22 protein-coding genes, 3 pseudogenes and 1 riboswitch are annotated in these 24,130 nt (G+C 47.9%); of the genes and pseudogenes, 21 read left to right on the top strand and 4 right to left on the bottom strand.

Annotated elements, in window-relative coordinates; genetic code table 11:
• The first annotated feature begins 157 nt into the window (after window positions 1-157).
• Window positions 158-580, top strand: a complete 423-nt coding sequence (gene larC / locus QZ105_RS02520) for a nickel insertion protein (protein ID WP_366935964.1) — start codon at window positions 158-160, stop codon at window positions 578-580.
• Window positions 581-672: 92 nt separating this feature from the next.
• Window positions 673-2,220 carry a hypothetical protein gene (locus QZ105_RS02515; protein WP_293728278.1) on the top strand — a complete coding sequence of 516 codons (1,548 nt, stop codon included), beginning with the start codon at window positions 673-675 and terminating at the stop codon, window positions 2,218-2,220.
• Between the two features lie 114 nt (window positions 2,221-2,334).
• On the opposite strand, the gene QZ105_RS02510 is transcribed toward QZ105_RS02515, so the two are convergent.
• Complete coding sequence (locus QZ105_RS02510; RefSeq protein WP_293728277.1) at window positions 2,335-3,633, bottom strand: IS110 family transposase; 1,299 nt, start codon at window positions 3,631-3,633, stop codon at window positions 2,335-2,337.
• 425 nt (window positions 3,634-4,058) lie between these two features.
• Here QZ105_RS02510 and QZ105_RS02505 point away from each other — a divergent pair, with 425 nt between their 5' ends.
• From QZ105_RS02505 to QZ105_RS02430, 16 genes and pseudogenes are all read left to right on the top strand, one after another.
• The gene (locus tag QZ105_RS02505) at window positions 4,059-4,448 is read left to right on the top strand and encodes a hypothetical protein (protein ID WP_293728276.1); all 390 of its coding nucleotides are present in this window, start codon (window positions 4,059-4,061) and stop codon (window positions 4,446-4,448) included.
• A gap of 92 nt (window positions 4,449-4,540) precedes the next feature.
• A complete protein-coding gene (locus QZ105_RS02500; protein WP_293728275.1) occupies window positions 4,541-6,628 on the top strand; it encodes a polyribonucleotide nucleotidyltransferase in 2,088 nt (695 codons plus the stop codon).
• Window positions 6,629-6,703: 75 nt separating this feature from the next.
• Window positions 6,704-7,156, top strand: coding sequence for a dUTP diphosphatase (locus QZ105_RS02495; RefSeq protein WP_293728274.1), 453 nt, complete (start codon window positions 6,704-6,706; stop codon window positions 7,154-7,156).
• Between the two features lie 77 nt (window positions 7,157-7,233).
• Window positions 7,234-7,560: a nucleotidyltransferase domain-containing protein gene (locus QZ105_RS02490; RefSeq protein WP_293728273.1), complete on the top strand. Its 327-nt coding sequence runs from the start codon at window positions 7,234-7,236 to the stop codon at window positions 7,558-7,560.
• The gene (locus tag QZ105_RS02485; RefSeq protein ID WP_293728272.1) at window positions 7,545-7,958 is read left to right on the top strand and encodes a HEPN domain-containing protein; all 414 of its coding nucleotides are present in this window, start codon (window positions 7,545-7,547) and stop codon (window positions 7,956-7,958) included. The genes QZ105_RS02490 and QZ105_RS02485 overlap by 16 nt, the downstream gene beginning before the upstream one ends.
• A 106-nt stretch (window positions 7,959-8,064) precedes the next feature.
• Window positions 8,065-8,229, top strand: a riboswitch (Lysine riboswitch).
• A 95-nt stretch (window positions 8,230-8,324) separates the two neighbouring features.
• Window positions 8,325-9,101 (top strand): 4-hydroxy-tetrahydrodipicolinate reductase, encoded by a 777-nt coding sequence (gene dapB, locus QZ105_RS02480; RefSeq protein ID WP_293728271.1) that lies wholly within the window; start codon window positions 8,325-8,327, stop codon window positions 9,099-9,101.
• A gap of 20 nt (window positions 9,102-9,121) precedes the next feature.
• Window positions 9,122-10,153, top strand: a complete 1,032-nt coding sequence (locus QZ105_RS02475) for an aspartate-semialdehyde dehydrogenase (protein WP_293728270.1) — start codon at window positions 9,122-9,124, stop codon at window positions 10,151-10,153.
• Window positions 10,154-10,291: 138 nt separating this feature from the next.
• Entirely contained in the window at window positions 10,292-11,512 is a 1,221-nt protein-coding gene (dapG, locus tag QZ105_RS02470) for an aspartate kinase (RefSeq protein WP_293728269.1), read from the top strand.
• A 53-nt stretch (window positions 11,513-11,565) separates the two neighbouring features.
• The gene (gene dapA, locus QZ105_RS02465) at window positions 11,566-12,462 is read left to right on the top strand and encodes a 4-hydroxy-tetrahydrodipicolinate synthase (RefSeq protein WP_293728268.1); all 897 of its coding nucleotides are present in this window, start codon (window positions 11,566-11,568) and stop codon (window positions 12,460-12,462) included.
• A 1-nt stretch (window position 12,463) separates the two neighbouring features.
• On the top strand, window positions 12,464-12,868 hold the full coding sequence (locus QZ105_RS02460; protein WP_293728267.1) for a CGGC domain-containing protein: 405 nt from the start codon (window positions 12,464-12,466) through the stop codon (window positions 12,866-12,868).
• A gap of 386 nt (window positions 12,869-13,254) precedes the next feature.
• Window positions 13,255-14,133, top strand: a complete 879-nt coding sequence (gene glyQ / locus QZ105_RS02455; protein ID WP_293728266.1) for a glycine--tRNA ligase subunit alpha — start codon at window positions 13,255-13,257, stop codon at window positions 14,131-14,133.
• A gap of 2 nt (window positions 14,134-14,135) precedes the next feature.
• The gene (gene glyS, locus QZ105_RS02450) at window positions 14,136-16,307 is read left to right on the top strand and encodes a glycine--tRNA ligase subunit beta (protein ID WP_293728265.1); all 2,172 of its coding nucleotides are present in this window, start codon (window positions 14,136-14,138) and stop codon (window positions 16,305-16,307) included.
• Window positions 16,308-16,388: 81 nt separating this feature from the next.
• On the top strand, window positions 16,389-16,604 hold the full coding sequence (locus QZ105_RS02445) for a hypothetical protein (RefSeq protein ID WP_293728264.1): 216 nt from the start codon (window positions 16,389-16,391) through the stop codon (window positions 16,602-16,604).
• A gap of 135 nt (window positions 16,605-16,739) precedes the next feature.
• The gene (rlmD, locus tag QZ105_RS02440; protein ID WP_293728263.1) at window positions 16,740-18,119 is read left to right on the top strand and encodes a 23S rRNA (uracil(1939)-C(5))-methyltransferase RlmD; all 1,380 of its coding nucleotides are present in this window, start codon (window positions 16,740-16,742) and stop codon (window positions 18,117-18,119) included.
• Window positions 18,104-18,304: pseudogene (locus QZ105_RS02435) on the top strand (terminase TerL endonuclease subunit); the annotation flags it as partial. The gene rlmD and the pseudogene QZ105_RS02435, both read left to right, overlap by 16 nt.
• 114 nt (window positions 18,305-18,418) lie before the next feature.
• Window positions 18,419-19,084, top strand: a pseudogene (locus QZ105_RS02430) (Fic family protein); the annotation flags it as partial.
• Between the two features lie 10 nt (window positions 19,085-19,094).
• Here the strand turns inward: QZ105_RS02430 and QZ105_RS02425 are convergent.
• A complete protein-coding gene (locus QZ105_RS02425; protein ID WP_293728261.1) occupies window positions 19,095-20,093 on the bottom strand; it encodes an IS30 family transposase in 999 nt (332 codons plus the stop codon).
• 102 nt (window positions 20,094-20,195) lie between these two features.
• Between QZ105_RS02425 and QZ105_RS02420 the strand changes: the two are divergent.
• Window positions 20,196-20,576: pseudogene (locus QZ105_RS02420) on the top strand (Fic family protein); the annotation flags it as partial.
• A gap of 259 nt (window positions 20,577-20,835) precedes the next feature.
• On the opposite strand, the gene QZ105_RS02415 reads toward QZ105_RS02420, so the two are convergent.
• Window positions 20,836-21,468, bottom strand: a complete 633-nt coding sequence (locus QZ105_RS02415; RefSeq protein ID WP_293728259.1) for a hypothetical protein — start codon at window positions 21,466-21,468, stop codon at window positions 20,836-20,838.
• A gap of 184 nt (window positions 21,469-21,652) precedes the next feature.
• Entirely contained in the window at window positions 21,653-21,973 is a 321-nt protein-coding gene (locus tag QZ105_RS02410) for a helix-turn-helix transcriptional regulator (protein ID WP_293728258.1), read from the bottom strand.
• A gap of 362 nt (window positions 21,974-22,335) precedes the next feature.
• On the opposite strand from QZ105_RS02410, the gene QZ105_RS02405 reads away from it, so the two are divergent.
• Window positions 22,336-23,022 carry a hypothetical protein gene (locus QZ105_RS02405; RefSeq protein WP_293728257.1) on the top strand — a complete coding sequence of 229 codons (687 nt, stop codon included), beginning with the start codon at window positions 22,336-22,338 and terminating at the stop codon, window positions 23,020-23,022.
• Window positions 23,023-23,027: 5 nt separating this feature from the next.
• Window positions 23,028-23,648 carry a hypothetical protein gene (locus QZ105_RS02400; RefSeq protein WP_293728256.1) on the top strand — a complete coding sequence of 207 codons (621 nt, stop codon included), beginning with the start codon at window positions 23,028-23,030 and terminating at the stop codon, window positions 23,646-23,648.
• Window positions 23,649-24,130 lie beyond the last annotated feature (482 nt).

The raw sequence follows: 24,130 nt of genomic DNA, 5'->3' as shown, positions 1-24,130 counted from the left end.
TAGCCGCCGTCAGGACGGGCGACGAGCTGCCGGAGCAGTTTCAGATTAAGGCCATAGGCCTGGGCACAGGCAAGCGCACCTATGAACGCCCCAGTATTTTGCGGGCCATGCTCATCGAAGCGTCTAAAAAAAAACTTTAACTGCTGATGGCGACAAGATTTGCAAGCTGGAAACCAATCTGGACGATTGCAGCGGCGAGCTGCTGGGCTATACTATGGAGCGGCTTTTGGAGGCAGGGGCGCTGGATGTGCAGTATCTGCCGGCCTTTATGAAAAAGAACCGTCCGGCCTGGCAGCTGCAGGTGCTGTGCCGTCAGGAGAATATCGAAAGGCTGGAGCAGATTATTTTCAGCGAAACTACGACCATCGGCATTCGCCGCTGTTTTATGGAGCGCAGCGTGCTGCCGCGCAAACAGGCGTCAGTGCGGACGCCTTACGGCCAGGTGCAGGTGAAGCTGTGCCAAACGCCGCAGGGAGAACGCCGTTATGTGGAATACGCCAGCGCCGCGCAGCTTGCCAAGGAGCAGGGAGTGCCTCTGGCCGCAGTTTATGAAGCCGCAGTCAGAGTCGACTTGCCGTAAGACAGAATGTTTTTGCTTTTTCTCTGCTGGGAAGTATGCTATAATTGTGCTATTGAGAGAATATTTATAGTATGTACAGAGATGGAGAAAGCATGGACAACGTATTTGATTTGGTAGAGGATTTTTACGCTCAGGACGCGGAATGGAACGGCGTTCTGCAGCAGAGCTATGTGGAAAATTTTCTGCGCATGAAGGCCTGGCAGGGCGCCGGCGAGGACGAGCTGGTGCAGGCCTGGGATCATATAACTATTTTATGCATTTATCTGGGGAATTCGGAAAACTTTCTCGGCGATATGTCCAGAGAAAATTTTATCGACTGCGTGGGCTGGTGCGCCCGCAATGTGTCAGACTTTGTGCTGACGGCGGAAAACGTGGGCGCGTTTTTTGATACGATGATCGAGCTCTACGCTCATTTGAAGAAAAAGCATATTATTACCAGCGACAGCGCGCCTGCCGAGGCCAAAGCCAGGCTGCTGGCTGACGGCAAGGTGCAGATGCTCAGGCCGGACGGCCGTTTTCTGCCTCAATATGAGCGCTACAATGTTTACGCTACGCCCGATTTGCCGGCCAAGATATTTTTGAATATCGGCGATCGTTTGCAGGATTTGATGGAGTCGGTGCAGACCTTTTTTTCGCATAAGCGTTATGAGCGCGATGTGGAGCGCGCCACCTTTTTGTACAGCGGCATTTTAATGAGCGACGCGGTGGAGGAAAAGCCCGGCAGCGAGGAATACGCTCAATGCTTCTGGGATTATTTTCTTTTTGATTATCACATGCTCGCCGACGATAAAATTCCCTTACAGCATTTTTACGATAATATTTGCGCCGACAGCTTCAGCGCGCAGGGGCGCGTCAGCCGCGACGTGCTTTTGGAGCTGCTGCAGGCCCGGCTGGTGCTGTTTACGGTAGAAGGCAGAACAGAGGACGGGCTTTATAGCTGCTGTAATGTTTTTACCGGCGAGCAGTATATGCTGATGCTGCCTATCAGCGGTAAGGTAGAAACTAAGGATATGGTCTTTTTGGGGCATATTTTTTATAACCAGAGCATGGTGATGAATTTTGTCCGCGGTATGCTGATGCCAAAAAGCGCCTTCAAGCGTTTTAAAAAGGTTATGCAGCAGGCTAAGGATTGGGTGGCGGCGCGCTATAATGGCGTGATGAGCTGGGAAGATTTCATCAGCCGCTTTCCCATTTTTGTGCGCCATTTGTCGCTGCTGTATTCGGCCTATGTGCGCCTGGGCTGTTTTGATTACCGCACTGATATTGCTTCTTATGAACCGCAGCCAGTGCTGCAGGACGCGGTCAGCGCCTGCATTGCCAAGATGATGCGGCCCTACGCTTTTTCGGCTTACGATATTCGGCTGGCGCAGACTATGTGGAGCGATTATCTGGAGCTGGCGCAGAGACCTGCCAAAAGCGTGCGCGTGCCGGAAATTTGGGCGGCGGGCATAATTTATAATTTTATTAAATGCAACGGCGTCTATAATTACGACGCCAGCCAGATTTCAGATATGTGCTTTGGCGTGCCGGTGAGCACTATACGCCGCACGGCTAAAGAAATTAAAGAAGTAAATTTGCTGGAGAAGCACGACCCCCGGTATATAAATGAAGAGGGGCTGCTGCTCATGCTGCTGTCATAAGAAGCATTCTGGTGATATGTCAAGAGATATTTGAAAAAGATTTTGATAGGTTTTTCCTAAAAAAGGGCGCACTTCACCATCGCTCAAAAATCAGTTTTTGAAAAATGAGCGTTATTAAGATTCAGTATTTAATTCGGCGTCCAGTTTTTCGCCGGTGTACAGTTGGTTTTTGACCAGCAAACCAAAAACGAGTCGTACGAATTTACGAGATGTAAGCGCGAGTGCCCTTTTGTGCTGATGTTTTGTAACTTCAGCATATTTTCTGGAATAGAATTCAGCATATTCAGAAACATGTCTCCTGACACTGTTTGCAGCTTCTCCGAGATAATAACGGAGATACGTGTTGCCTGCCTTTGAAACACGGTTATCTTCGGATACAAAGTCACCAGAATCGTTTTTCAGCCATGTTAAACCAGAATATTTGGCAAGTGCATCGGATGAATGGAATGCGGTTATATCGCCTATTTCAGACAGAATGCCAGCAGCCCATACGGGACCAATGCCCGGAATGGATTTCAGAATGATAAACGCATTCGGATTCATTCCATTGATACACTTTTCGATTGCCTGCTCGATCAGCTTGATTTCTTTCTGATAGGTCTGGATACAGTTGAAAGAGCTTGCTAAAGATACATTTAGTGGCTCATACATGCATTTATCTAATCGATAAGAATCTCTGGCAGCCTTTTTAAGCAGGTCAGAGGTTCTGGATATATCTGCGATACGGTTTCGGCTCTTCTTTGCCAGAAACTCAAGCAGTTCCTCTTCAGATGAATCAATGATTTCCTGAGGGGACATAAACTCAGTGAGTACTGCCGAGGCTGTAGCACCATAAGTGTTGCTGAATGGTTGTTCCTCACCTTCTAAGAGCTGAAGTTCGCTGAATTTCAGATAGAGGTTGGAAACCATGTAGGTTTTTTCCCGGGTAATGCATTCTGCAAGATGAAGCCGGTGCCTAGTCAGGCGTTTTAGAGCAAGATATTGTCCGCCGCGCCATGGTTCACATTTTTTTGTGCGTCCTACTCTTGCAAAATCAGCAATGAGAAAAGCATCCATGGGATCTGTTTTATCCATGCTGACATAGGATTTGCGGTAGTTGGCGGTTGCCTTCGGGTTGACACAGTACACATAGGGTTTATAAGGCATTAGGGCTTCACAGGTTGATAAAAAATTAGCTATGTGAATGCTGTAAACAGATGTGGCTTCTAATGCAATAACAATGGTATTGAGATCAGAGTGTTTTTTCATACATTCCGATATTATTGCAGCAAGTTCATCAGCCCCTGGCTGGTTATTGTTGAAAGATGAGGCAATGTATTTGTTTTCATCAAAATCCATAGCATAAACGACATTGGATTTTGAACTCACATCAATACCAACGAACAAAGTGGACATATAGTTGCTCTTAATCATGTTATCACGCTCCTTTCCAACCTGGATTTGTGAAGCCTAAAGAAGAAGGTTTATCCTGTGCTGCATATGGTGACCGCAACCTCGCGTAATGAGCATGCACCCGGTCAGCATTTTTTGCTGGTGCTAACGGCCGGGGATGCAACTTCTGTGTAAGCGGAATGTGCCATATGTGCCAGGCTGCAAGCTTTCAAAGCAGTCTCGGACAAAGCCGGCTGAAAGGAGAAAAAGCAGTGCCTTCGGACATCAGACTCTGCTGATATCATACCACAGGATGAACTTTATGAAAATGTAACTGTTGACCGTATAGATGGGAATTGGATGAGGGGGAGTTCCTCTTAGATGTCCTTATATCTATACCATAAAAAAGAATAAGTCTGTAAGCTGTTTTCTCTTGCTTACAAACTTATTATACGAGGAGAAGGGCTATGAAATGTGATTTTTGCGGACGCGAGGTAGCGCCGGGCACTCTGGAATGTCCCTACTGCCACTATCAATTTAAAATCGACGTCCAGGTGCTTACTCCTGATGAACGCGATACCTTTGAAGGCGTAACCATCGAGGAGGACGGCAGCGCTAGCGATAATAAAAATGTCGGCCGGGGAGCGGAGTGCAGCGGCGGTTATGAGCGCGGCTATGGACAGCAGAACGTGCCGCCGCGGGTGAAGGTGCATACCTTTGGCTGCGGCAGCGGCCTTTTGATGACGCTGCTGATTTTGGGCGGCATTTTGGCTTTGTTTTTCTTTTTGCTGCCTACGTTTATTATTTTCGCCGCTATCGGTGCGGTAGTTGTTTTTGTGCTGCGCCTTTTTATGTAAAAAATTTTAAATATAAAAGAGGATTTCCTGCTTTTATGGCGAATAATTAGCAGGTACACAATGTGTTAAAATTTAAGAGGAGGCATAACAATATGCATAGTTACAGCATGGATCTTGGCGGCAGAACTCTGACCATCGAAGCCGGCAAGATTGCGAAACAGGCCAACGGCGCTGTTTTAGTACGTTATGGCGATACTGCCGTAGTTGTTGCCGTTACCGGCACCAAAACCCCGCGCGAGGGTGTAGACTTTTTCCCTTTGACTGTTGATTTTGAAGAAAAAATGTATGCCGTGGGCAAAATCCCCGGCGGCTTTATTAAACGCGAGGGCCGTCCCAGCGAGCAGGCCATTTTGACCAGCCGTCTTATCGACCGCCCCATTCGTCCTATGTTCCCCGAAGGCTATCATAACGATGTGCAAATCGTTGCTACCGCCGTTTCCGTAGACCCGGACAATGCTCCCGATATGCCCGCTATGGTCGGCGCTTCCTGCGCTTTGTCCATTTCCGATATCCCCTTTGAAGGGCCTATCGCCGGTGTGCGCGTCGGCTTAATCGACGGCCAGTTCATCATCAACCCGACGGTGGAGCAGGCAAAGGTTTCTCAACTGAATCTGGCTGTAGCCGGTACTAAGGATGCTATCCTTATGGTAGAAGCAGGCGCTAAAGAGGTGTCTGAAGAAACCATGCTGGACGCAATTTGGTTCGGCCATGGCGTTATTAAGCAATTAGTGGAATTTCAGGAAAAAATCGTTGCCGAGATTGGCAAGCCGAAAATGGAGGTTCCCTTCTACGCTCCTCCCGAAGAGCTGGTAGTAGAAATCGAAGCTTACGGCGCACAAAAGCTGAAGGACGCTTTGATGGACGCCAACAAACTGGAGCGTGAAGAAAACGTAGCTAAGGTAAAAGCGGAAATCGCCGAAGTATTCCTGGAAAAATATCCTGACAACGCTAAAGACGTTGCTTATATTACCCAAAAGCTGGTTAAAAAGATTGTACGCCGCACTATTTCCGTCGACAAGATTCGTCCCGACGGCCGTCAGCTGGACGAGGTGCGCCCTGTAACCTGCGAGGTTGGCCTGCTGGCCCGTCCCCATGGCAGTTCTTTGTTCACCCGCGGTCAAACTCAGATTTTGAATGTTCTGGCTCTGGCTCCGTTGCGTGAAGCTCAGATTTTAGACGGTTTGGGCGCAGAGGAAACCAAGCGTTATATCCACCATTATAATTTCCCACCTTATTCCGTAGGCGAAACTAAACCGCTGCGCAGCCCCGGCCGCCGCGAAATTGGTCACGGCGCTTTGGCGGAACGCGCTTTGAAGCCTGTTATTCCTTCCGAAGAAGAATTCCCTTACGCTATTCGTCTGGTGTCCGAGGTTCTGGAATCCAACGGTTCCTCCTCCATGGGCTCCGTTTGCGCCAGCACCTTGTCCTTGATGGACGCAGGCGTGCCTATTAAGGCTCCTGTTGCCGGCGTTGCTATGGGCCTGGTAAAGGACGGCGAATATTTCACTATCCTGACCGATATTCAAGGCTTGGAGGATGCTCTGGGCGATATGGACTTTAAGGTTGCCGGTACTGACAAGGGCATCACCGCTATCCAAATGGATATTAAGATCGACGGCATCAACAAGGATATCTTTACGCAAGCTTTGGCACAGGCTAAACGCGGCCGTGAGTTTATCATGGGCAAGATGATGGAATGCATCAGCGAACCACGCAAAGAGCTGTCTAAATACGCTCCCAAGATTACTACGATTCACGTTGACCCCGATAAGATTGCTAAAGTCATCGGCCCCGGAGGTAAGACGATTAAAAAGATTGTCGACGAAACCGGCGCGAAAATCGATATTGAAGAAAGCGGTCGCGTTTATATCGCCGCCATCAACAGCGAGTCGGCTAATATGGCTATCGATATGATCAACGGCATTACCGCCGAAGCCGAACCGGGCAAAATTTATACCGGTAAGGTAACCCGCCTAATGAATTTCGGCGCGTTCGTAGAAATTCTGCCGGGCAAGGAAGGCCTGGTGCATATTTCCCAACTGTCGACCGAGCATGTCGATAAAGTTGAGGACGTTGTTTCCGTGGGCGACGAAATCGTCGTTAAGGTAACGGAAATCGACGCTAAAGGCCGTATCAATCTGTCCCGCAAGGCAGTACTGATGAAAGGCATGCAGAAATAAAATTTCTCATTCGTAAGCAAAATAATATAAAGGCTCTCCTAGGATTAGGGGAGCCTTTTCTATAAGGAGGACGCTATGAAAGTCAGAGGTTTTGAAAAAATAACTAAATATGCCGCAGTGGATTTTCCCCTGCCGGAGCGCAAGACGGAGCTTAGCGCAGGCTATGATTTCTGCCTGCCGGAGGAAGTGACGCTGGAGCCGGGCAAGCTGCAGCTTGTGCCCACGGGCGTAAAGGCATATATGCAGGCAGGCGAGTATTTGGGTATGCATATTCGCAGCAGCATGGCGGTGAAGAAGCGTATCATGCTAGTGAATAACGTGGGCATTATCGACGCCGATTATTATAATAACGCCGATAACGAAGGGCATATTATGCTGGCACTGCTGAATATGGGCGAAACGGCTGTGACCTTGCCTAAGGGCGAGCGTGTGGCCCAGGGCATTTTTTATAATTACCTGACTGCGGACGGCGACGAGCAGGCTGCCAAGGCAGTACGCGGCGGGGGCTTCGGCAGCACGGGGCGGTAAGTGAAATTTGACGCTGGTGCTGAAAAATGCTATGCTTTAAGCAGTAAATGATTAGAACAAGTACGGAGGTGACAGCTATGCAGAAAGGCATATTACAGGATTTAGTGCAGGGGATTCGTCAGGCCGTGCCGAATAAATTAGTAAGTATTATTTTGTATGGCTCTGTCGCCCGTGGTACGGCAACGGCGGAGTCCGATGTGGATATTGCTATTATTATTGATGGCAAGATGGATGCAGCTACGGAAGACGCCTTATCTGACGTTATTGTAGATTTGAATTTGAAGTACGACAGAGTTTTTTCAGTAGTGGATATTGACCTTGCCGAGCTGGCGCAGTGGGGCAAAACGCTGCCTTATTTGAAAAATGTGCAGAATGAGGGAGTAGTGCTATGGAAAGCAGCGTAATTGATTTGTCTAAATACCGTTTAGCTCGCAGTAGGGAAAATTTACACGACGCTTGGATTTTGCTGGACGTAGGCAGTTATAAATCGTCTGTTAACAGATCCTATTACGCTATCTTTCATTGCCTGCGGGCAGTGACGGCTCTTGATAATTTTGATTCCAGCAAGCATTCTGGTATAATTGCTTTCTTCAATCTGCATTATGTTAAAACCGGGATATTTGATAAGGCTGTTTCTAAAATTTTGGATAAGGCCTATCGGTGGCGAGAAAAAGCAGATTATAAGGACTACGAAGAGGTAACTAAAGCTCATGCAGAAGAGCAGCTTGTGAATGCAGAAAAAATTTTAGCTGTCATAGAGCCTTATTTGCAGGAGCGTTGGCGAGTTGAAGAACAACATTAGCCAGTGTTTCTGTAACAAATTTACACTATACGCATGTACTCTGATTTTGTTACATTTGTATTTGACAAACGCTGCTGTGCGTAATATAATTTTGCTAATGACAAACCATTAAGATAGAGGCGCGGAAAGCATCAGTAGTCTGCGGAGCGGGAGCTGGGAAGCAGGCGAAAGGGCTAACGCCGAAGTGCAATGGCAGCCGTGCCGTTGTGCTGGGCCGTCAGTGAAAGCTGCCGGACTGTCGCTGCAAAAGCAGCGGAGGGCTATCTCAGCTATGGTATGAATGAAAAAGCATGCTTACCGTTGAGATATGTAAACTAATATCTCAACGGTTTTTTGTTAAAGTAACGTAAGGAGTTGAATTTATTTATGATCAGGGTTTTGGTAAACGGCGCTTTAGGCCGTATGGGAGGCGAGGTTTGCAAAAAGGTTTGGGCAGAACCGGATTTAGATTTGGTTGACGTCGTTGATATTAAAGACGGCCAGGTTGCCCTGGGCGGCGGCGTAGTTTTTGGCGTGAATACCGATTTGGTCAAGGCCATTGAAAATGTTCGCCCGGACGTGGTAGTAGACTTTACCCGTCCCAACGTAGTTATGGATAACCTGCGCAAAATGCTGCCCTTGGGCGTACACGCCGTAGTCGGCACTACGGGCTTCAGCGACGCCGATTTGCAGGAAGTAGACGAGCTGGCGCGCGCTAATAATACCGCCGTGCTGATCGCGCCCAACTTTGCTTTAGGCGCAGTTGTAATGATGAAGCTGGCCTGCGAGGCGGCTAAATATTTCCCTAATGTGGAAATTATTGAAAAGCATCACGATAATAAGCTGGACGCTCCGTCCGGAACCGCTATTATTACCGCTCAAAAAATTGCCGAGGTGCGCGAGGCTATGCGTCAGGGACATCCCGACGAGCGCGAGACCATGGCCGGAGCCCGCGGCGCCGATTATGAGGGCATGAAGATTCACAGCGTGCGTTTGCCTGGTTACGTTGCTTCCCAAGAAGTCATTTTTGGCGGACAGGGAGAAACGCTGCACATCAGCACCGAGCCTGTAAGCCGCGAATGCTATATGCCGGGCGTGGCGTTGGGCTGCCGCAAAATTTTAGGCCGGACCGGTTTGGTTTACGGCTTGGATAAATTACTGTAATGAAGGAGAGGGCAAGGGTTATGAAAAAATATAACGTAGCAATTTTAGGCGCTACCGGCGCAGTAGGAAGCGAATTTTTAAAACTTATCGAAGAGCGCAAATTTCCGTTTGCCGAGCTACGCCTTTTGGCTTCTAAGCGCAGCGCAGGTAAGCAAATCGTTTTTATGGGAAAAACCTATACTGTGCAGGAGGCTACTAAAGATTCCTTTGACGGTATCGATATCGCACTGTTTGCCGGCGGCAGCATTTCCAAGGAATTCGCGCCTTATGCTGTAGAGGCCGGCGCGGTAGTTATCGACAATTCCAGCGCTTTCCGCATGGATCCGGAGGTGCCGCTGGTTGTACCCGAGGTTAACCCGGAGGATATTTTAAAGCATAAGGGCATTATCGCTAACCCCAACTGCTCCACCATCATCATGGTTATGGCCTTGAAGCCGCTGTACGATTTGGCGCGTATTAAACGCATCGTTGTCAGCACCTATCAGGCAGTTTCCGGCGCAGGTAAGGAGGGTATAGACGAGCTGACAGACCAGACTAAGGCTTACAGCGAGGGCCGCGAGATGGAGGCGCATATTCTGCCGTCCGCCAGTCTGGCTAAGCATTATCCCATCGCTTTCAACTTGATTCCGCAGATCGACGTTTTCCTTGATAACTTGTATACTAAAGAAGAAATGAAGATGGTCAACGAAACCAAGAAGATTATGCACGACGACGAGCTGCGCATCACCGCGACCACGGTGCGCGTGCCTGTTTACCGCAGTCACAGCGAATCTGTGAACATCGAATTTGAGCACGATTTGGATTTGGCGGATATGGCGAAGGCTATCGACACTTTCCCCGGCGTACAAATGCAGGACGATCCGCAGAACCAGATTTATCCCATGCCTTTGTATACCTCTGAAACTGACGATTGCTTCGTAGGCCGCCTGCGTCGCGACGAATCCAATCCCAATACCTTCAACCTGTGGGTAGTAGGCGACCAGATCCGCAAGGGCGCGGCGCTGAATACTTTGCAGATTGCTGAGGTTATGATTGCCAACGGCTGGCTCTAATCGCTTAGGCCGCCGATAATGCGCCATCTACTGTGTCAGCGCTCCTAGACGTACTTCTAGTACGCCGTCGTCGCGCTTTCTTGTATATGACGCATTCTATGCGGCCTTTAAATATTCATATATCGAGGAGAAAAATCTATGAAAATTATTGTACAAAAATTCGGCGGCACTTCCGTTGCCAGCGACGAAGCGCGTATTGCGGTTAAGGATAAGGTGCAGCAGGCGGTGCGCAAGGGCTATTCCCCGGTAGTCGTGGTTTCTGCTATGGGACGCAAGGGCGCGCCTTATGCTACGGATACGCTTATCGATACCTTAAAGAGCGTCAATCTTTCCGTCAATGTACGCGAGATGGATATGCTCATGTGCTGCGGTGAAATTATTTCCGCTTGCGTGATAGCCGCTACGCTGCAAAAATACGGCATCAACGCTATGGCGCTGACCGGCGGCCAGGCAGGCATTATTACCGATTCGCAGTTCGGCGCTGCCCGCATTAAAAATATCAATGTTTCCAATCTCATGCATTTGCTGGAGTCCGGCATCATTCCTGTTGTCTGCGGCTTCCAGGGCGTTACGGAAAATAATTTTAAGTTTACTACCTTGGGTCGCGGCGGCAGCGATACCTCTGCAGCAGCCTTAGGCGCGGCCTTGAAGGCTGATTTTGTGGAAATCTATACCGACGTGGAAGGCATTATGACCGCCGATCCGCGTTTGGTAAAAGAAGCCAATATTTTGCAGCAGATTTCCTACGCCGAGGTTTGCCAGATGGCGTACAACGGCGCGAAGGTTATTCATCCCCGCGCTGTAGAAATCGCTATGAGCAGCAATATCCCCATGTATGTTAAATCTACCTTCAGCGACGCGCCGGGTACGCTGATTACCAGCGAATCCAACGGACGCCGCAACGGTTCGGAAATTGCCATCAACGAATCCTGCGTCAGCGGCGTGGCTCATCTCAGCGATTTGGCGCAGTTTCGCATCGAGCTCAATCCTGCTGATTTCGCTGCCGGGCGTAATCTCTTTGAGGATTTGGCCGACGCCGGCATCAGCGTGGGCAGCCTGAACCTGTCGGAAAAGGAGGCCATGTTCGCCGTATTTTCACCGGATGTAGAGCATACCTGTAAGGTGCTGGAAGAAACCGGCTTTAAATATGCCTGCAATACTAAATGCGCCAAGGTTTCGGTAGTAGGCAGCGCTATGCGCGGCGTACCGGGAGTTATGGCTAATTTTGTATCCGCGCTGGCTTCTAAAAATATCGCTATTTTGCAGACCATGGATTCGGATACGACGATTTCCGCTATCATTAAAGAGGAGCGTCTGGTGGACGCTGTTACGGCGCTGCATCATGCTTTCAAATTATAAAATATTTAGCTTGCACTAATGTGGGGTTCAATAAATAAAGAGGTGTAAATTCCATGACAAAACCGTATTTTGGAAGATTATTAACCGCAATGGTAACGCCGTTTAACGAGGACGGCAGCGTTAATTATGAAGCTGGCTGCCAGCTGGCCGATTGGCTGCTGGCTAACGGCACCGATGGACTGGTAATTGAAGGCTCTACCGGCGAAGCTGCGACTATGACGATGGAGGAAAAAATTAAATTTATGGAGACCATCGTTAAGCATATCGGCGGCCGCGCGCCCATTGTAGCAGGCGCAGGCACCAACTGCACTGCCAGCACCATCGAGCTGGCGCAGGCTATGGAAAAATGCGGCGTGGACGGCTTGCTGGTAGTGGGACCATATTATAATAAGCCGACTCAGGAGGGCTATTATCAGCATTTTGCCGCCGTGGCCAAGTCTGTTAAGCTGCCCATTATCGTTTATAATGTTCCGGGCCGCACCGGCTCCAATATCGCGCCGGCGACTATTGCCCGTCTGGCTGCGGATTTTGCTAATATCGTAGCTGTGAAGGAGGCTGCCGGTAATGTGGCGCAAACTGCCGAGCTGTACCGCGTGCTGCCGGAAAGAATTTCGATTTACAGCGGCGACGACGGCTTGATTCTGCCCTTTATGGCTGTGGGCGCCTGCGGCTTGATTTCCGTATTGGCTAACTGCAACGGCCGTATTTTGCAGGACGTTATGCAGGCCTACAGCGAAGGCCGCGTGCAGGACGCCGCTGAATTGAATAAAAAAATGGTGCCGCTGGCTAAGGCTATGTTTATGGAAAGCAATCCTATTCCCATCAAGGCTGCCGTTACTAAGGTTACTGGCATTCCGGCGGGCGCGCCGCGCTTGCCGCTGACTCCTATCAGCGCTGAGGCCGAGGCTAAGCTGGACGCCGTTCTGCGCGAGTACGGCATGGTAAAATAAAATGAGCAAGCTGGTAGTTATTCTTCAGTGCGAGCATGTGCAGAAGCGCTGCTGCGGTTATAACTGCACCCATGCGTTTTACAGCAGGGAGGGCAAATTTGCCGGTTACGGGGAGGATACGCGCTATATGTCCTTTACTTGCGGTGGCTGCTGCGGCGCGGGGCTTTCCGTAAAGCTGGAAAATCTCAATAAGCGCTTGCGCCGCTTTAAAGAAAACGATCAGGAGGTTATCGTACACTTATCCTCCTGCATGGTCAGCGACAATTATCATAAAGCTCCCTGTCCCCATGTGGATTATATTATGAATCTGCTGGCTAAAAAGGGCTTCACGGTTGTTAAGGGGACGTATATTTCCAAGACTGCCGAAAAGAAGCGCGAGGCCGGTATTTATCAACGACTGGACTAGACTGCGCGCGTTTGGGCCTTGATTCTTAAAATTTTATACAGTAAAAAGATTTGCGCGGCCAATGTCAGCTTGACAAACGCCGCGCAGTTTTATATACTATGTGTTAAGCTGAGATAAAGAGGAGTAACCTGCAAGCTTAGCGAGCCGTGAGGGTGCAAGACGGCAAGAGCGGGCGAAGGCGCTTTGGAGCTGTAAAAACATATGGATTGAGGCGGGCTGCATTTTGCAGTCAAGCAGGGTGGAACCGCGGAGTTCGCATACAGGCATCTCCGTCCCTGTAACAATAAGTTACCGGGACGAAGGTGCTTATTTTATTTGCCGCAGGGCGGCTGGTAAGCAATCGTCTTTGTAACAACAATACGCATACTGATAGTAGGAGGCAGAACATGGATTTTCAAACAATTATTTTGAAACTGCAAAAATTCTGGGCTGAGCAGAAGTGCATCATGGCGCAGCCCTACGATGTGGAAAAGGGCGCAGGCACGATGAACCCTTCCACCTTTTTGCGCGTACTGGGACCCGAACCCTGGCGCGTGGCTTATGTAGAGCCATCCCGCCGTCCGGCGGACGGCCGCTATGGCGACAACCCCAACCGTTTGTTCCAGCATCATCAATTTCAGGTTATCGTGAAGCCTTCCCCTGAAAACATTCAGGAGCTGTACCTGAAAAGTTTGGCCGAGCTGGGCATTCATCAGGAGGAGCATGATATCCGTTTCGTAGAAGATAACTGGGAATCTCCGACTTTGGGCGCCTGGGGCCTGGGCTGGGAGGTTTGGCTGGACGGCATGGAAATCACCCAGTTCACCTATTTCCAACAGGTGGGCAGCATCGACGTGAAGCCCGTAACCGTAGAAATTACCTATGGTCTGGAGCGCTTGGCAATGTATATCCAGGGCGTGGAGAATGTTTTCGATATTAAATGGGTGGATGATATTACTTACGGCGACGTATTCCACACCAACGAAGTAGAACAGTCCTATTATAATTTCCAGGTAGCCGATACGGCGTTACTCTTCGATTTGTTTGATAAGTATGAAGCCGAGGCTAAACGCGTTATCGAACTGGGTTACATCCGCCCGGCTTACGATTATGTGCTGAAATGTTCGCATACCTTTAATCTGCTGGATTCCCGCGGCGCTATCAGCGTCAGCGAGCGTACCGCCTATATCGGCCGCGTGCGCGCTATGGCCCGCCTGTGCGCCGCCGCTTATGTGGAGCAACGTGAAAAAATGGGCTTCCCGCTGCTGAAGAAAGGGGAGAAATAATAATGGAAAAATTACTTTTTGAAATTGGCACTGAAGAAATTCCCGCAAAGTTTATGCCCGGCATTTTGGCGCAGCTGCAAGAGATGGCCGCAAAAAAGATGGGCGAGCTGCGTATTCCCTTTGAAGAGGTGAAGGTGTACGGCACTCCGCGTCGCATGACCTTTATTGCCAGCGGCGTTGCCGAAACCCAGGCTGACAGCACGGTAGAAGCAAAAGGCCCGTCCGCGAAAATCGCTTTCGTCAACGGCGCTCCCTCCAAGGCTGCATTGGGCTTTGCCCGCGGTCAGGGCGTGGACGTTAAGGACTTGGTTGTCCGCGATAATTATGTTTACGCCGTTAAGCATTTAGCCGGCGCTCCGGTTAAAGATTTACTGCCGGATTTGCTGTTGGATATTCTTACCAGCCTGACCTTCCCCAAGAATATGCGTTGGGCAGACCACGAATTTAAATTTGTACGTCCTATCCGCTGGCTGGTAGCTTTGTTTGGCGACGAAGTTATCCCTGTGGAAATTACCGGCGTTAAGTCCGGCAAATTCAGCCGCGGCCACCGCTTCCTGCGTCCTTCCGCTATTGGCGCCGCTAAGGAACACGATTCGGTGCTGGACGCCGCGAAAGCTGTTTTCGATAAAGCGGCCAGCAAGGTTAAAAATACTGTGGCTTCCGCAGTTATCGGCACCTATGGCGCAGTGGAAATTCCTAACGCCGACGCTTACGAAAAAGTTCTGTACGATAATTTCGTAATGGTGGATCAGGACGCCCGCCGCGAGCTGATTCGCCAGCAGGTTACGGATTTGGCTGTGGCAGAAGGCGGTCACGCTGAGATTAACGAGGATTTGCTGGAGGAAGTAAATTATTTAGTTGAATGGCCTACTGCTTTGTGCGGCAAATTTGAAGAAAAATTCCTGGCTCTGCCTAAGGAGTGCATCATCACCCCGATGCGCGAGCATCAGCGCTACTTCCCGGTTTTGGCCGAGGATGGCAGCCTGCTGAATAAATTTATTACCGTGCGCAACGGCGGCAGGGAGCATTTGGAAATCGTAGCTCACGGCAACGAGCGCGTACTGCGCGCCCGCTTGAGCGACGCGGAATTCTTCTTTAATGAAGACCGCAAGCATTCCTTGGCAGACCGTTTGGAAAAACTCAAGACCGTTTCCTTCCAGGAAGGCTTGGGCAATATGAATGATAAGAGCAAGCGCTTGGTACAGGCTGTCAATATGTTGATGATAGCGATTAATGCCAAGGTTAATAAGGAAGAGCTGGAACGCACCGCGCTGCTGTGCAAATGCGATTTGGTCACCGGTATGGTTGTAGAATTTACCGAGCTGCAGGGCGTTATGGGCCGCGAATATGCTAAGCTGGACGGCGAAGCTACGGCTGTAGCGACTGGTATTTTCGAGCATTATCTGCCGCGCTTTGCCGGCGACGAGCTGCCCAAGACGGATATTGGCCGTATCGTAGGCATTGCCGACAAGCTGGATAATATCTGCGCTACCTTCAGCCGCGGTCTGGCTCCCACCGGTTCTCAGGATCCCTATGCGCTGCGCCGTCAGGCTTTGGGCATTATCAATATTTTGCTGGATGCTAACTATCACATTTCTATGTACAAGGTTTTGGCAGGCTGCTTGTATCTGTTGAACATTGCGCCGGAGCAGACCGGCAAGCTGGTGCCGCAGATCGGCGAATTTTTGAAGCAGCGCCTGCGTAATATGCTCATTGATCAGGGCATTCGCTACGACGTAGTGGACGCTGTGCTGGCAGAAGAACGCAACGACGATTTTGCCGACCTGTACGCCCGCGCCGTCGCCCTCAATAAATTTGTGGCCGGCGAAGAAGCGCTTGCCGCAATTCAGGCCGCTGCCCGCGTGGCAAATCTGTGCAAAAAGATGGAAACGGAAACCGCCATCAATCCGCAGCTTTTTGAAGCCGAAGCGGAAACTGCGCTGCATAATGCAGTTCAGAGCGCCAGCAAGGAGGTTTTGGCCGCATCCGTGAAATACGATTACGCAACCGTGCTGGCAGAAGCAGTGAAGCTGGTTGCGCCCATCAATAAATTCTTTGACGACGTTATGGTTATGGCCGAGGACGAAAAGGTGAAGAATAACCGTCTGGCGCTGCTGTCCGCAGTTAAGGATGTGACGCATGCGGTTGGCGATTTGAATTTAATCGTCCAATAAAAGCGTTATAAGCGCCATTATACTTCGCCGCAATTTGTAAACTTACCGAATAAAATTTTTATAAAGATTAGGAGAATACGAATGGAAAAAATGAAAGCTGAAGCAAAAGCTCTCGTGGAAATGCAAAACGAATATCTGCAGTTGACCAGCAAAAATCCTGTTGAAATGTGCCACGACGATTTCCTGAGAGCGGAAGAGCTGAATGTACAAATTAAAGACGCTACTAAGGTAATGGCAGCTCTGGCTATCGAATTTGTCGGCTACCATAAGGACGCTAACGGTTTGTGGGTAGAATAATAGAACTTCAATAGCGTTTTATAAAATTTGCGCTTGGGAAACGGTACGGCTTTGCGGCTGTGCCGTTTCTTTTTATGTGCCGCCGTGATATAATTTTAGAAGAAAAATTATGATTTATTAGGAGCGTGGCTATAGATGAAAATGCAGATACCAGTAAAACAGGGCGACAGTATCGCCGTGCAGATTACCGGCTTGGGCAGCAGCGGCGAGGGCGTAGGCAAATACGAAGGCTTTACCGTTTTTGTGCAGGGCGCGCTGCCGCAGGAAACGGTGCAGGCTACCGTTACGCTGGTCAAAAAAAGCTATGCGGTAGGCCGCTTGGACGTCGTTCTGGAGGCGTCGCCGGAGCGGGTGGAGCCGCTTTGCCCCGTATATAAGGAATGCGGCGGCTGTCAGCTGCAGCATTTGAGCTATAAAGGCCAACTGGAATGCAAGCGTCAACAGGTGCAGGACGCTTTAAGCCGCATTGGCCATGTGGAGGCAGAGGTGCTGCCGGTTTTAGGCGCGGCCAACCCCTGGACTTACCGCAATAAGATGCAGTTCCCTGCGGCGGTCAGCGCCGAGGGTACGCTGAGCATCGGCTGTTATGCCGCGGCAACTCACAGCGTAGTCGATACGGACGGCTGCATGATTCAGCAGGAGGCCAATAATCAGGTGCTGCTGACGGTGCGCAAATGGATGAATCGTTTTGACGTCAGCGCTTACGACGAAAAAACCGGCAAGGGTTTGGTGCGCCATGTGATGGGACGCGTAGGCGTACACAGCGGTCAGGTGATGGCGGTGCTGGTGACTTCTGCTTACGATATACCTCACCGCAAGGAGCTCATCCAATGGCTGACAAAGTACGTGCCCGGCTTGGTGAGCGTGGTGCAGAATATTAATAAGAAGCCGACCAATGTGGTTATGGGCAGCAAAACGCGGGTTTTGTACGGCGACGAAAAAATTAAGGACAGCCTGGGCGCGATAAGCTTTAATATTTCGCCCCAATCCTTTTTTCAGGTGAACAGCGAGCAGGCGGAAAAGCTGTACAATAAGGCGTTGGAATTTGCCGGTTTGAGCGGCGGCGAGACCGTGGTGGACGTGTACTGCGGTACGGGTACGATTTCGCTGTACTTGGCCAAGCACGCCAAAAAGGTTTACGGTATAGAAATTGTTGCTCCGGCTATCGAGGACGCTAAGAAAAACGCTTTGGAAAATAACTGCAGTAACGCGGAATTTATTTTGGGCGACGCGGCGGCGGAGCTGCCTGCGTTGTTGGCAGGCGGTGTGCGGCCGGACGTGATTGTGGTGGACCCGCCCCGCGCGGGTTGCGAGGAAAAGGTGCTGGCCGCTATGGCGGGCGTAGGGCCGCAGCGCATTGTCTATGTGTCCTGCAATCCGGCGTCGCTGGCCCGCGACTTAGCCTTTTTGGAGCAGTATGCCTACAAAGCACTGGTAGCGCAGCCGGTGGATATGTTCCCAATGACGAGCCATGTCGAGACGGTCGTGTTGATGTCAAGGGTCATCCCGTCCTGAGATGGATGATGGATAACATCTTCATCCGGCAGGACCCGGCGGGCAACATCAAGGCGGATAAGGAAAAGTCCACGGAGAAAATTGACGGCGCAATCGCAACGATCATGGCTCTTGACCGTGCCATCCGCTGCGGAAACGAATCTCATGAGAGCGTATATGACTCCCGTGGAATTCTATTTATCTGACCCTTGCATAAAATACCCTTAAAAGCGGAAGAATAATAAGGGGAAACTCGGCAGAAACTTAGCTTTTCCCTTAAAATGATTATAATTTAAGGGAAAGCAAGAGGAGGTAAGGGAATGCGAGAGTTCAACTACTCATTGATCAAAGATAAAAAGTGGGACTCGGAACTTCTGAGTCTTGTTGCTGCCATCTATAAAGAGGCAGGAAAACAGGAGATGTATTTGAAGCAGAGACCGGAGGAACTTGAAAAGCTGGTGGAGATCGCCAAGATTCAAAGTACCGAGGCATCAAATGCCATAGAAGGCATTGTCACCACAAATACGCGCATCAGACAGATCGTAGAGGAGAAAACAACTCCAAGGAACCGGGATGAGCAGGAAATCGCTGGTTACAGGGATGTTCTGAGAATTATCCACGAGAGCTTTGATACGATCCAGATCACGCAGAATTATATTCTTCAGCTGCACAAGATCCTCTACAGCCACATGAATAATCCCGTGGCCGGAAGGACGAAAACAGTACAGAACTATATCAGCGCAACATATCCCGATGGTCATACAGAGACGCTTTTTACTCCGCTTGCTCCATACGAGACGCCGGAGGCGCTTGACAGGCTTTGCGAAGAATACAACCGGGTCATAGGAAATCTGGAACTTGAACCGCTGATCGCGATTCCGGTGTTCATACACGATTTCCTCTGTATCCATCCCTTCAATGACGGAAATGGCCGTATGAGCAGACTGCTCACTACGCTTTTGCTTTACAGGAGCGGTTTTTATGTGGCTTGAATTGTCAAGTCAATTGCAACACTACGCCAAAGAAAACCTCATAGGGAGACTTCCAACCAAGGCATTTGCGTGGACGTCGATTTAGTTTTGCGGTGAAGGTGGTGAAATGGTTATCATCGAAGGTTTCTAAATCGATTGATTTTGGGCAGTATTCGCGGATGAGTCCGTTCGTATTTTCGTTGGTTCCTCGTTCCCATGGTGCATGTGGTTTAGGAAAATAGAACTGTAACCCATTCATAGCCTCTGTGATTTCTGAATGTCGAGAAAACTCTTTGCCTCTATCTGGTGTGACGGAGGCGATCTTCTCGGAAGGAAGCTGTTGTAGAAGCTCAATGATCCCATCTCTGACATATATTGAGTTTTTCTTGGGGATCTTCTTGAGAAGAAGATAACGCGATTTCCTGTCAGCCATAGTAATCATACACGAAGAACCTGTTTTACCAGCAACAGTATCTGCCTCCCAGTGTCCCAGTTCACTTCTATCATTAGCTTCTTCTGGTCGTTCTTCAATGGGATTGCTGATTTTGAGTTTACCTCTGGTTTCTTCTGTACCTTTCTTGTGGCGAGTTTTGCCGCGGTGCCGCAGTTTGCGAACAACACCGCGTTCACCGTGGGACAATTTCTTATCGTCGAACATTCTGGAGTAAATTGCACGATATATTGTCGAGTAACTTACCTGAATAGTGTTGTTTTCCTCCTTCAATCGGTTAGCAATTTGCTCGGGAGACCATTGTTCTTCGAGAAACAGTCTTTTTACAAGTGCTTTGGCAGCAGGATCCGCTAATACTTTTTTAGGACAACAGCGCTTCCTTCTGGCCCGATACTTTCCCTCTGCTTGAGAAGGCGAATACTCATTCTTTGTTTTATTCCTCTTCAGTTCTCTACTGATCGTTGAAGCTGCTCTGCCGAGCGCGGCAGCAATTGCACGAATTCCTTTGCCTTCACCTCTCATAAACAGTATACTTTCTCGTTCTCTTGTGCTAAGATGATGATAGTGATCCATAGTTGTCTCCTTTTCTGGTAGTCCGCAAACACCATTGTAAAGGATTCTCCGCTATGGGTCACTATTTCTTTTGGTTGTTGCACTTAGATTGTAAATTCAAGGGGGAAATATATCTCACTTGAGGCAAAGATAGCGAAGAACAAAGACTTGTATTATGATGCACTTTCTGCCTCACAGGACGGATGGCATGAAGGAGAAGATGATCCGGTTCCATTCATCAAGTATCTGCTGGGAACAATACTTGCTGCCTACAGAGACTTTGAGGATCGATTTGCATTGGTGGAAACAAAGAAATCTGCCCTTGAAACCGTGAGACTTGCCACAAAAAACAAGATCGGTCGTTTTACCAAACAGGACATCAGGGAACTTTGTCCGTCGCTCAGCGTCAGCTCTGTTGAGGGCGCACTGCGGAAGATGGTGGCTTCCGGTGAACTGGAACGTGAGGGCAGCGGAAAAAACACCTGCTATTACAGAACAACATGAGAGCATACCCTTAAGAATGCAAACTTTCCATTAAAACAATTAGGATTATAAGGGAAACAGAATCGATATAAGAGAAAGCATCTACCTGATTACACAGGCAGGTGCTTTTTTCATGCGCAAAACGAAAGGAGTGGACTTGTTCCGCCAGAGAGAATTCTTGAGGCGATCGGCAAATTTGCCACCCATATAAAAAATCCTTTGAACAGAAAAACAGGGTTGAACCGTTGAATGTTTCACGATTCAGCCCTGTTTTTATACTTTACTCTTCTTTATCCTTAGATGGCCGCAGGCAATATTTCACATAATGTACGGCAGCGGCGAAAATCAGCATATAACCTAAAAGCTCAGTGCTTTCTTCCATAAAATTTTTTGTGTTCTCGCTGAACTTTACGTCTGCTACAAATAAACCCAGCTCACGCATGCCGAATAAGCGCGAAATGACAAGTACGACCAATAGCCCCCTAGTCAACATGCCGTAAGAGCGGGTGCGCATAAATTCTGCCAGCGTCCTTGCCGTTTCCGCCTTGCCCTTTTTCAACGCTGCATAAGAAAAGCCTGCTGCTGCCGCAACGGCAATATATTTCCAGGCACCGTGAAAAAGCAGGTCGAACAGCGCGTCCAGCTCGCGGATGAACATACAGAATAAAAATCCACTGACAAGTAACAGCCCGCCAGAATTTTTCTTTTTTGCCAAAAACAAAAAAATAGCGGCGCTGATAAACAGCAGCCCTTCCTGTGTAAATTCTGTAAAAGAAATTTCTGTGATTCTGCCGGATCTCGTAATATCAATTTTCGCCAGCAACATCATTATCAGCACGCCAGCAACGCAGTAGGCAGACCGCATTAAAAAGTCTAAAAAACTGCGAATAATAAATTTCAAATCCTTATCCATATAAAGTAGACCAACTTTTCCAAGATTATTCCGGTGCAAACGCCGAGAAAGGCGAAAACGATCTTAATTTTACCTTAATTTTACGAAATTATATCATATTTTACATAAAAAAGCAAGGAATAAGTTGGTACGCTACATAAAAATAACCAACCAATGCTTAGTTTTCTAAACTAGCGTCGGTTGGTTATTTTTTTTGTAGGGCTTTAGCTACTGCGATGACAAGCGACAGCTGTTCTTCATTGAGCGTTGACAGAACTTGCGTCGCTTCGTGCAGCAGCAATGTTGAGGGATGGGGCGGTTCGGTTCCTTCAAAAAATTCTTTAGGAGTTATATTAAAGTATTCGCAGATATAAAACAGACCTTGAAGCGACGGCAGATTGAGCTTGTTTTCAATGCGATTGATGTAGTTGACGTTTTGCCCTATAGCCAGGCTCATTTCGCGGGCCGAAACCTTCTTTTCCTGCCGCAGCTGCATAATTCTGTTAGCTACAAAATCTTCATACATAGTGGCTTCCTCCGTACTCTCTCCATATTAATTATATGATATTTGTTGTGAAAAATAAGACAATAAAGATTGTAGTTTTGCTGTACAAACGCTTTTAAAGATTGTATAATGTAAGATGTGAAGTGTTAAAAATTGTATAGATGCATATTTAAAATGTTGAATATTGTAGATGAATAGAAGCGATTTACAACGTCAATTTTAAAGCTCCTACTAATGCTGTAGATTATATATGGATGGCAATAGTATGATTGATGGATATAAATAATGGAGGATTTGAATGATGAAAAAATTCTTTGGTTGAGGCAGTATATGGATTGGGTGGAATTTTATTAAACCTGCATAAATTTATTGGAAGGGTGATTATGTTGAAGGTTTTTATTTGTGCATTATTGGTTCTGGCAGTTAGTGCAAGCGCTTTTGCCCACAATCATGTATGGTATGATAGAACAGCAGGAATAGATAAATTAAAAAAGGTAGCTATTTTTCCTTTAAAGGGTGAAAAAAACTTTATTGGTGCGGAAGACTTATTGAAAGATTCTTTAACTAAAAATGCTAAAAATGTTTATTTTATGCTTTTAACACCAGATAATCAGTATATGAGCCTTATCGGTGAGCAAAATAAAGATTATGTGACTTTGCTAAATGACTTCACTACTGAAGCTGCGATAGGCCAAACTGTTAAGGAAAAAACTGGTGCAGATGCTTATTTAGTATGCAATATACGTGAAAATAGAGTGCAGCAAGATTGGTCGCCGGAAAAAATTTGTGAAGTGGATATGAGAAGCTACACGGAAACAGTCGGCGGCGCGGAAGGTTATAGAAGATATAATGAGAGCTCTTGGACTGAGCTTCATACAATTCCCGGCCAATATGTCTATTTGAATTTTTTGGATTTGGAATATACATTATATGATACGCAGGGAAATAAAATAATGTTGCTTCAACATAGAACTCAAGGATATGACACTAATGAAGAAGAACAATTCCGAAGCCTATTGACAGAATTTGCCAAAGAATTTAAACGGGTAAGAAAGAATAAGGAGAAGTGAACCGTATGCAAATAATTAAGAATATAATAGTGAGATTGTTGATTAGCGGATTTTGCTTGGGAATTCCTAGCATCTGCTTTGCTGTTTCACCGCAGTTAGCACAGGCAGAGCAATTAGGGTTTGGGCATATCGCCATGCCGGATAATATAGCTGGCGATGAGTTTGCAGTTAAGGCTTTGTACTTTACTTTAAAAGAAGAAGCAAAAGCAATTAAGGGGCTTGCGATTAATTATGATGGAAAAAATAAGACACCAGATGATGTAAGAATAGAGGTTTTCATCGAAAAATACGTTTTGGAGGCTACTTGGTTTGAACCTAGAGCAGAGGCAAGGGATAGAGTCGTTTGGGAAGATGAACAGAAATGGAAGGACGGCAAAGGCAAAGAGCATAAAATGACTACCAAATATTATGAATCTGAAATTTATGATCATCTAGGACAATATTCTTTCTTAGCTATAGTCAGAGGAACATTTAATTTGGTCGATGTAAAATCAGGGGCAGTTTTAGTGCAGTATAGTGGAAGTGAATATAACGATAAAGAAATAGATGCTTACACTAGTTTAGTAAAAAAATTTTATAAACAGGTTAATAAAGAAATAAAGGATAGTAAAAAACAATATAATTAATAATGCTGTATAGGGTTATTATTTTGCTTTACGGCAATTTAATATAAATTTTTTAAGAAAGGGGATTAATGATGAAAAAATTAATTGTTTTGGGTGCTTTTGCAGTATTATGTAATATCACCTTAGGACAAGCTTCTGTTGCTTGTGCGTCGGAAATAAAACCTTCAAATATTATTTCTGTGCATGATGAAGCGTATAGTATGTGGCCACGTTTAAGAGATGCAATACTTGGCAGGCCGCCTAAAGATCCACCGCCACCACCACCGTATGTATCGCCACCGCGACCGCCTTATGGAGAAGGAAGAGTTCCGCCTCCACCTCCACCTCCACATAGGCCTATAGCTCCGCCACCGCCTCCGCCTCCACATAGGCCTATAGCTCCGCCTCCTCCACGTAGGCATATAGTTCCGCCACCTCCTGTACATAAGTCAATGCCTCATAAAAGACCGGCACCGGTAAGACGGCCTGCACCGCCTCCAAGG

This window comes from uncultured Phascolarctobacterium sp. (genome assembly GCF_905212365.1).
Lineage (GTDB): Bacteria > Bacillota > Negativicutes > Acidaminococcales > Acidaminococcaceae > Phascolarctobacterium_A.
Note: the sequence above shows the minus strand (reverse complement) of the source record. Positions and strands in the feature narration are given on the sequence as shown.

What these genes read in the sequence shown, in the direction of transcription:
- QZ105_RS02515 (WP_293728278.1), top strand. Translation starts at nt 673, where the DNA reads ATGGACAACGTATTTGATTTGGTAGAGGATTTTTACGCTCAGGACGCG.
- QZ105_RS02510 (WP_293728277.1), bottom strand. Translation starts at nt 3,633, where the DNA reads ATGATTAAGAGCAACTATATGTCCACTTTGTTCGTTGGTATTGATGTG.
- QZ105_RS02505 (WP_293728276.1), top strand. Translation starts at nt 4,059, where the DNA reads ATGAAATGTGATTTTTGCGGACGCGAGGTAGCGCCGGGCACTCTGGAA.
- QZ105_RS02500 (WP_293728275.1), top strand. Translation starts at nt 4,541, where the DNA reads ATGCATAGTTACAGCATGGATCTTGGCGGCAGAACTCTGACCATCGAA.
- QZ105_RS02495 (WP_293728274.1), top strand. Translation starts at nt 6,704, where the DNA reads ATGAAAGTCAGAGGTTTTGAAAAAATAACTAAATATGCCGCAGTGGAT.
- QZ105_RS02490 (WP_293728273.1), top strand. Translation starts at nt 7,234, where the DNA reads ATGCAGAAAGGCATATTACAGGATTTAGTGCAGGGGATTCGTCAGGCC.
- QZ105_RS02485 (WP_293728272.1), top strand. Translation starts at nt 7,545, where the DNA reads ATGGAAAGCAGCGTAATTGATTTGTCTAAATACCGTTTAGCTCGCAGT.
- dapB (WP_293728271.1), top strand. Translation starts at nt 8,325, where the DNA reads ATGATCAGGGTTTTGGTAAACGGCGCTTTAGGCCGTATGGGAGGCGAG.
- QZ105_RS02475 (WP_293728270.1), top strand. Translation starts at nt 9,122, where the DNA reads ATGAAAAAATATAACGTAGCAATTTTAGGCGCTACCGGCGCAGTAGGA.
- dapG (WP_293728269.1), top strand. Translation starts at nt 10,292, where the DNA reads ATGAAAATTATTGTACAAAAATTCGGCGGCACTTCCGTTGCCAGCGAC.
- dapA (WP_293728268.1), top strand. Translation starts at nt 11,566, where the DNA reads ATGACAAAACCGTATTTTGGAAGATTATTAACCGCAATGGTAACGCCG.
- QZ105_RS02460 (WP_293728267.1), top strand. Translation starts at nt 12,464, where the DNA reads ATGAGCAAGCTGGTAGTTATTCTTCAGTGCGAGCATGTGCAGAAGCGC.
- glyQ (WP_293728266.1), top strand. Translation starts at nt 13,255, where the DNA reads ATGGATTTTCAAACAATTATTTTGAAACTGCAAAAATTCTGGGCTGAG.
- glyS (WP_293728265.1), top strand. Translation starts at nt 14,136, where the DNA reads ATGGAAAAATTACTTTTTGAAATTGGCACTGAAGAAATTCCCGCAAAG.
- QZ105_RS02445 (WP_293728264.1), top strand. Translation starts at nt 16,389, where the DNA reads ATGGAAAAAATGAAAGCTGAAGCAAAAGCTCTCGTGGAAATGCAAAAC.
- rlmD (WP_293728263.1), top strand. Translation starts at nt 16,740, where the DNA reads ATGAAAATGCAGATACCAGTAAAACAGGGCGACAGTATCGCCGTGCAG.
- QZ105_RS02425 (WP_293728261.1), bottom strand. Translation starts at nt 20,093, where the DNA reads ATGGATCACTATCATCATCTTAGCACAAGAGAACGAGAAAGTATACTG.
- QZ105_RS02415 (WP_293728259.1), bottom strand. Translation starts at nt 21,468, where the DNA reads ATGGATAAGGATTTGAAATTTATTATTCGCAGTTTTTTAGACTTTTTA.
- QZ105_RS02410 (WP_293728258.1), bottom strand. Translation starts at nt 21,973, where the DNA reads ATGTATGAAGATTTTGTAGCTAACAGAATTATGCAGCTGCGGCAGGAA.
- QZ105_RS02405 (WP_293728257.1), top strand. Translation starts at nt 22,336, where the DNA reads ATGTTGAAGGTTTTTATTTGTGCATTATTGGTTCTGGCAGTTAGTGCA.
- QZ105_RS02400 (WP_293728256.1), top strand. Translation starts at nt 23,028, where the DNA reads ATGCAAATAATTAAGAATATAATAGTGAGATTGTTGATTAGCGGATTT.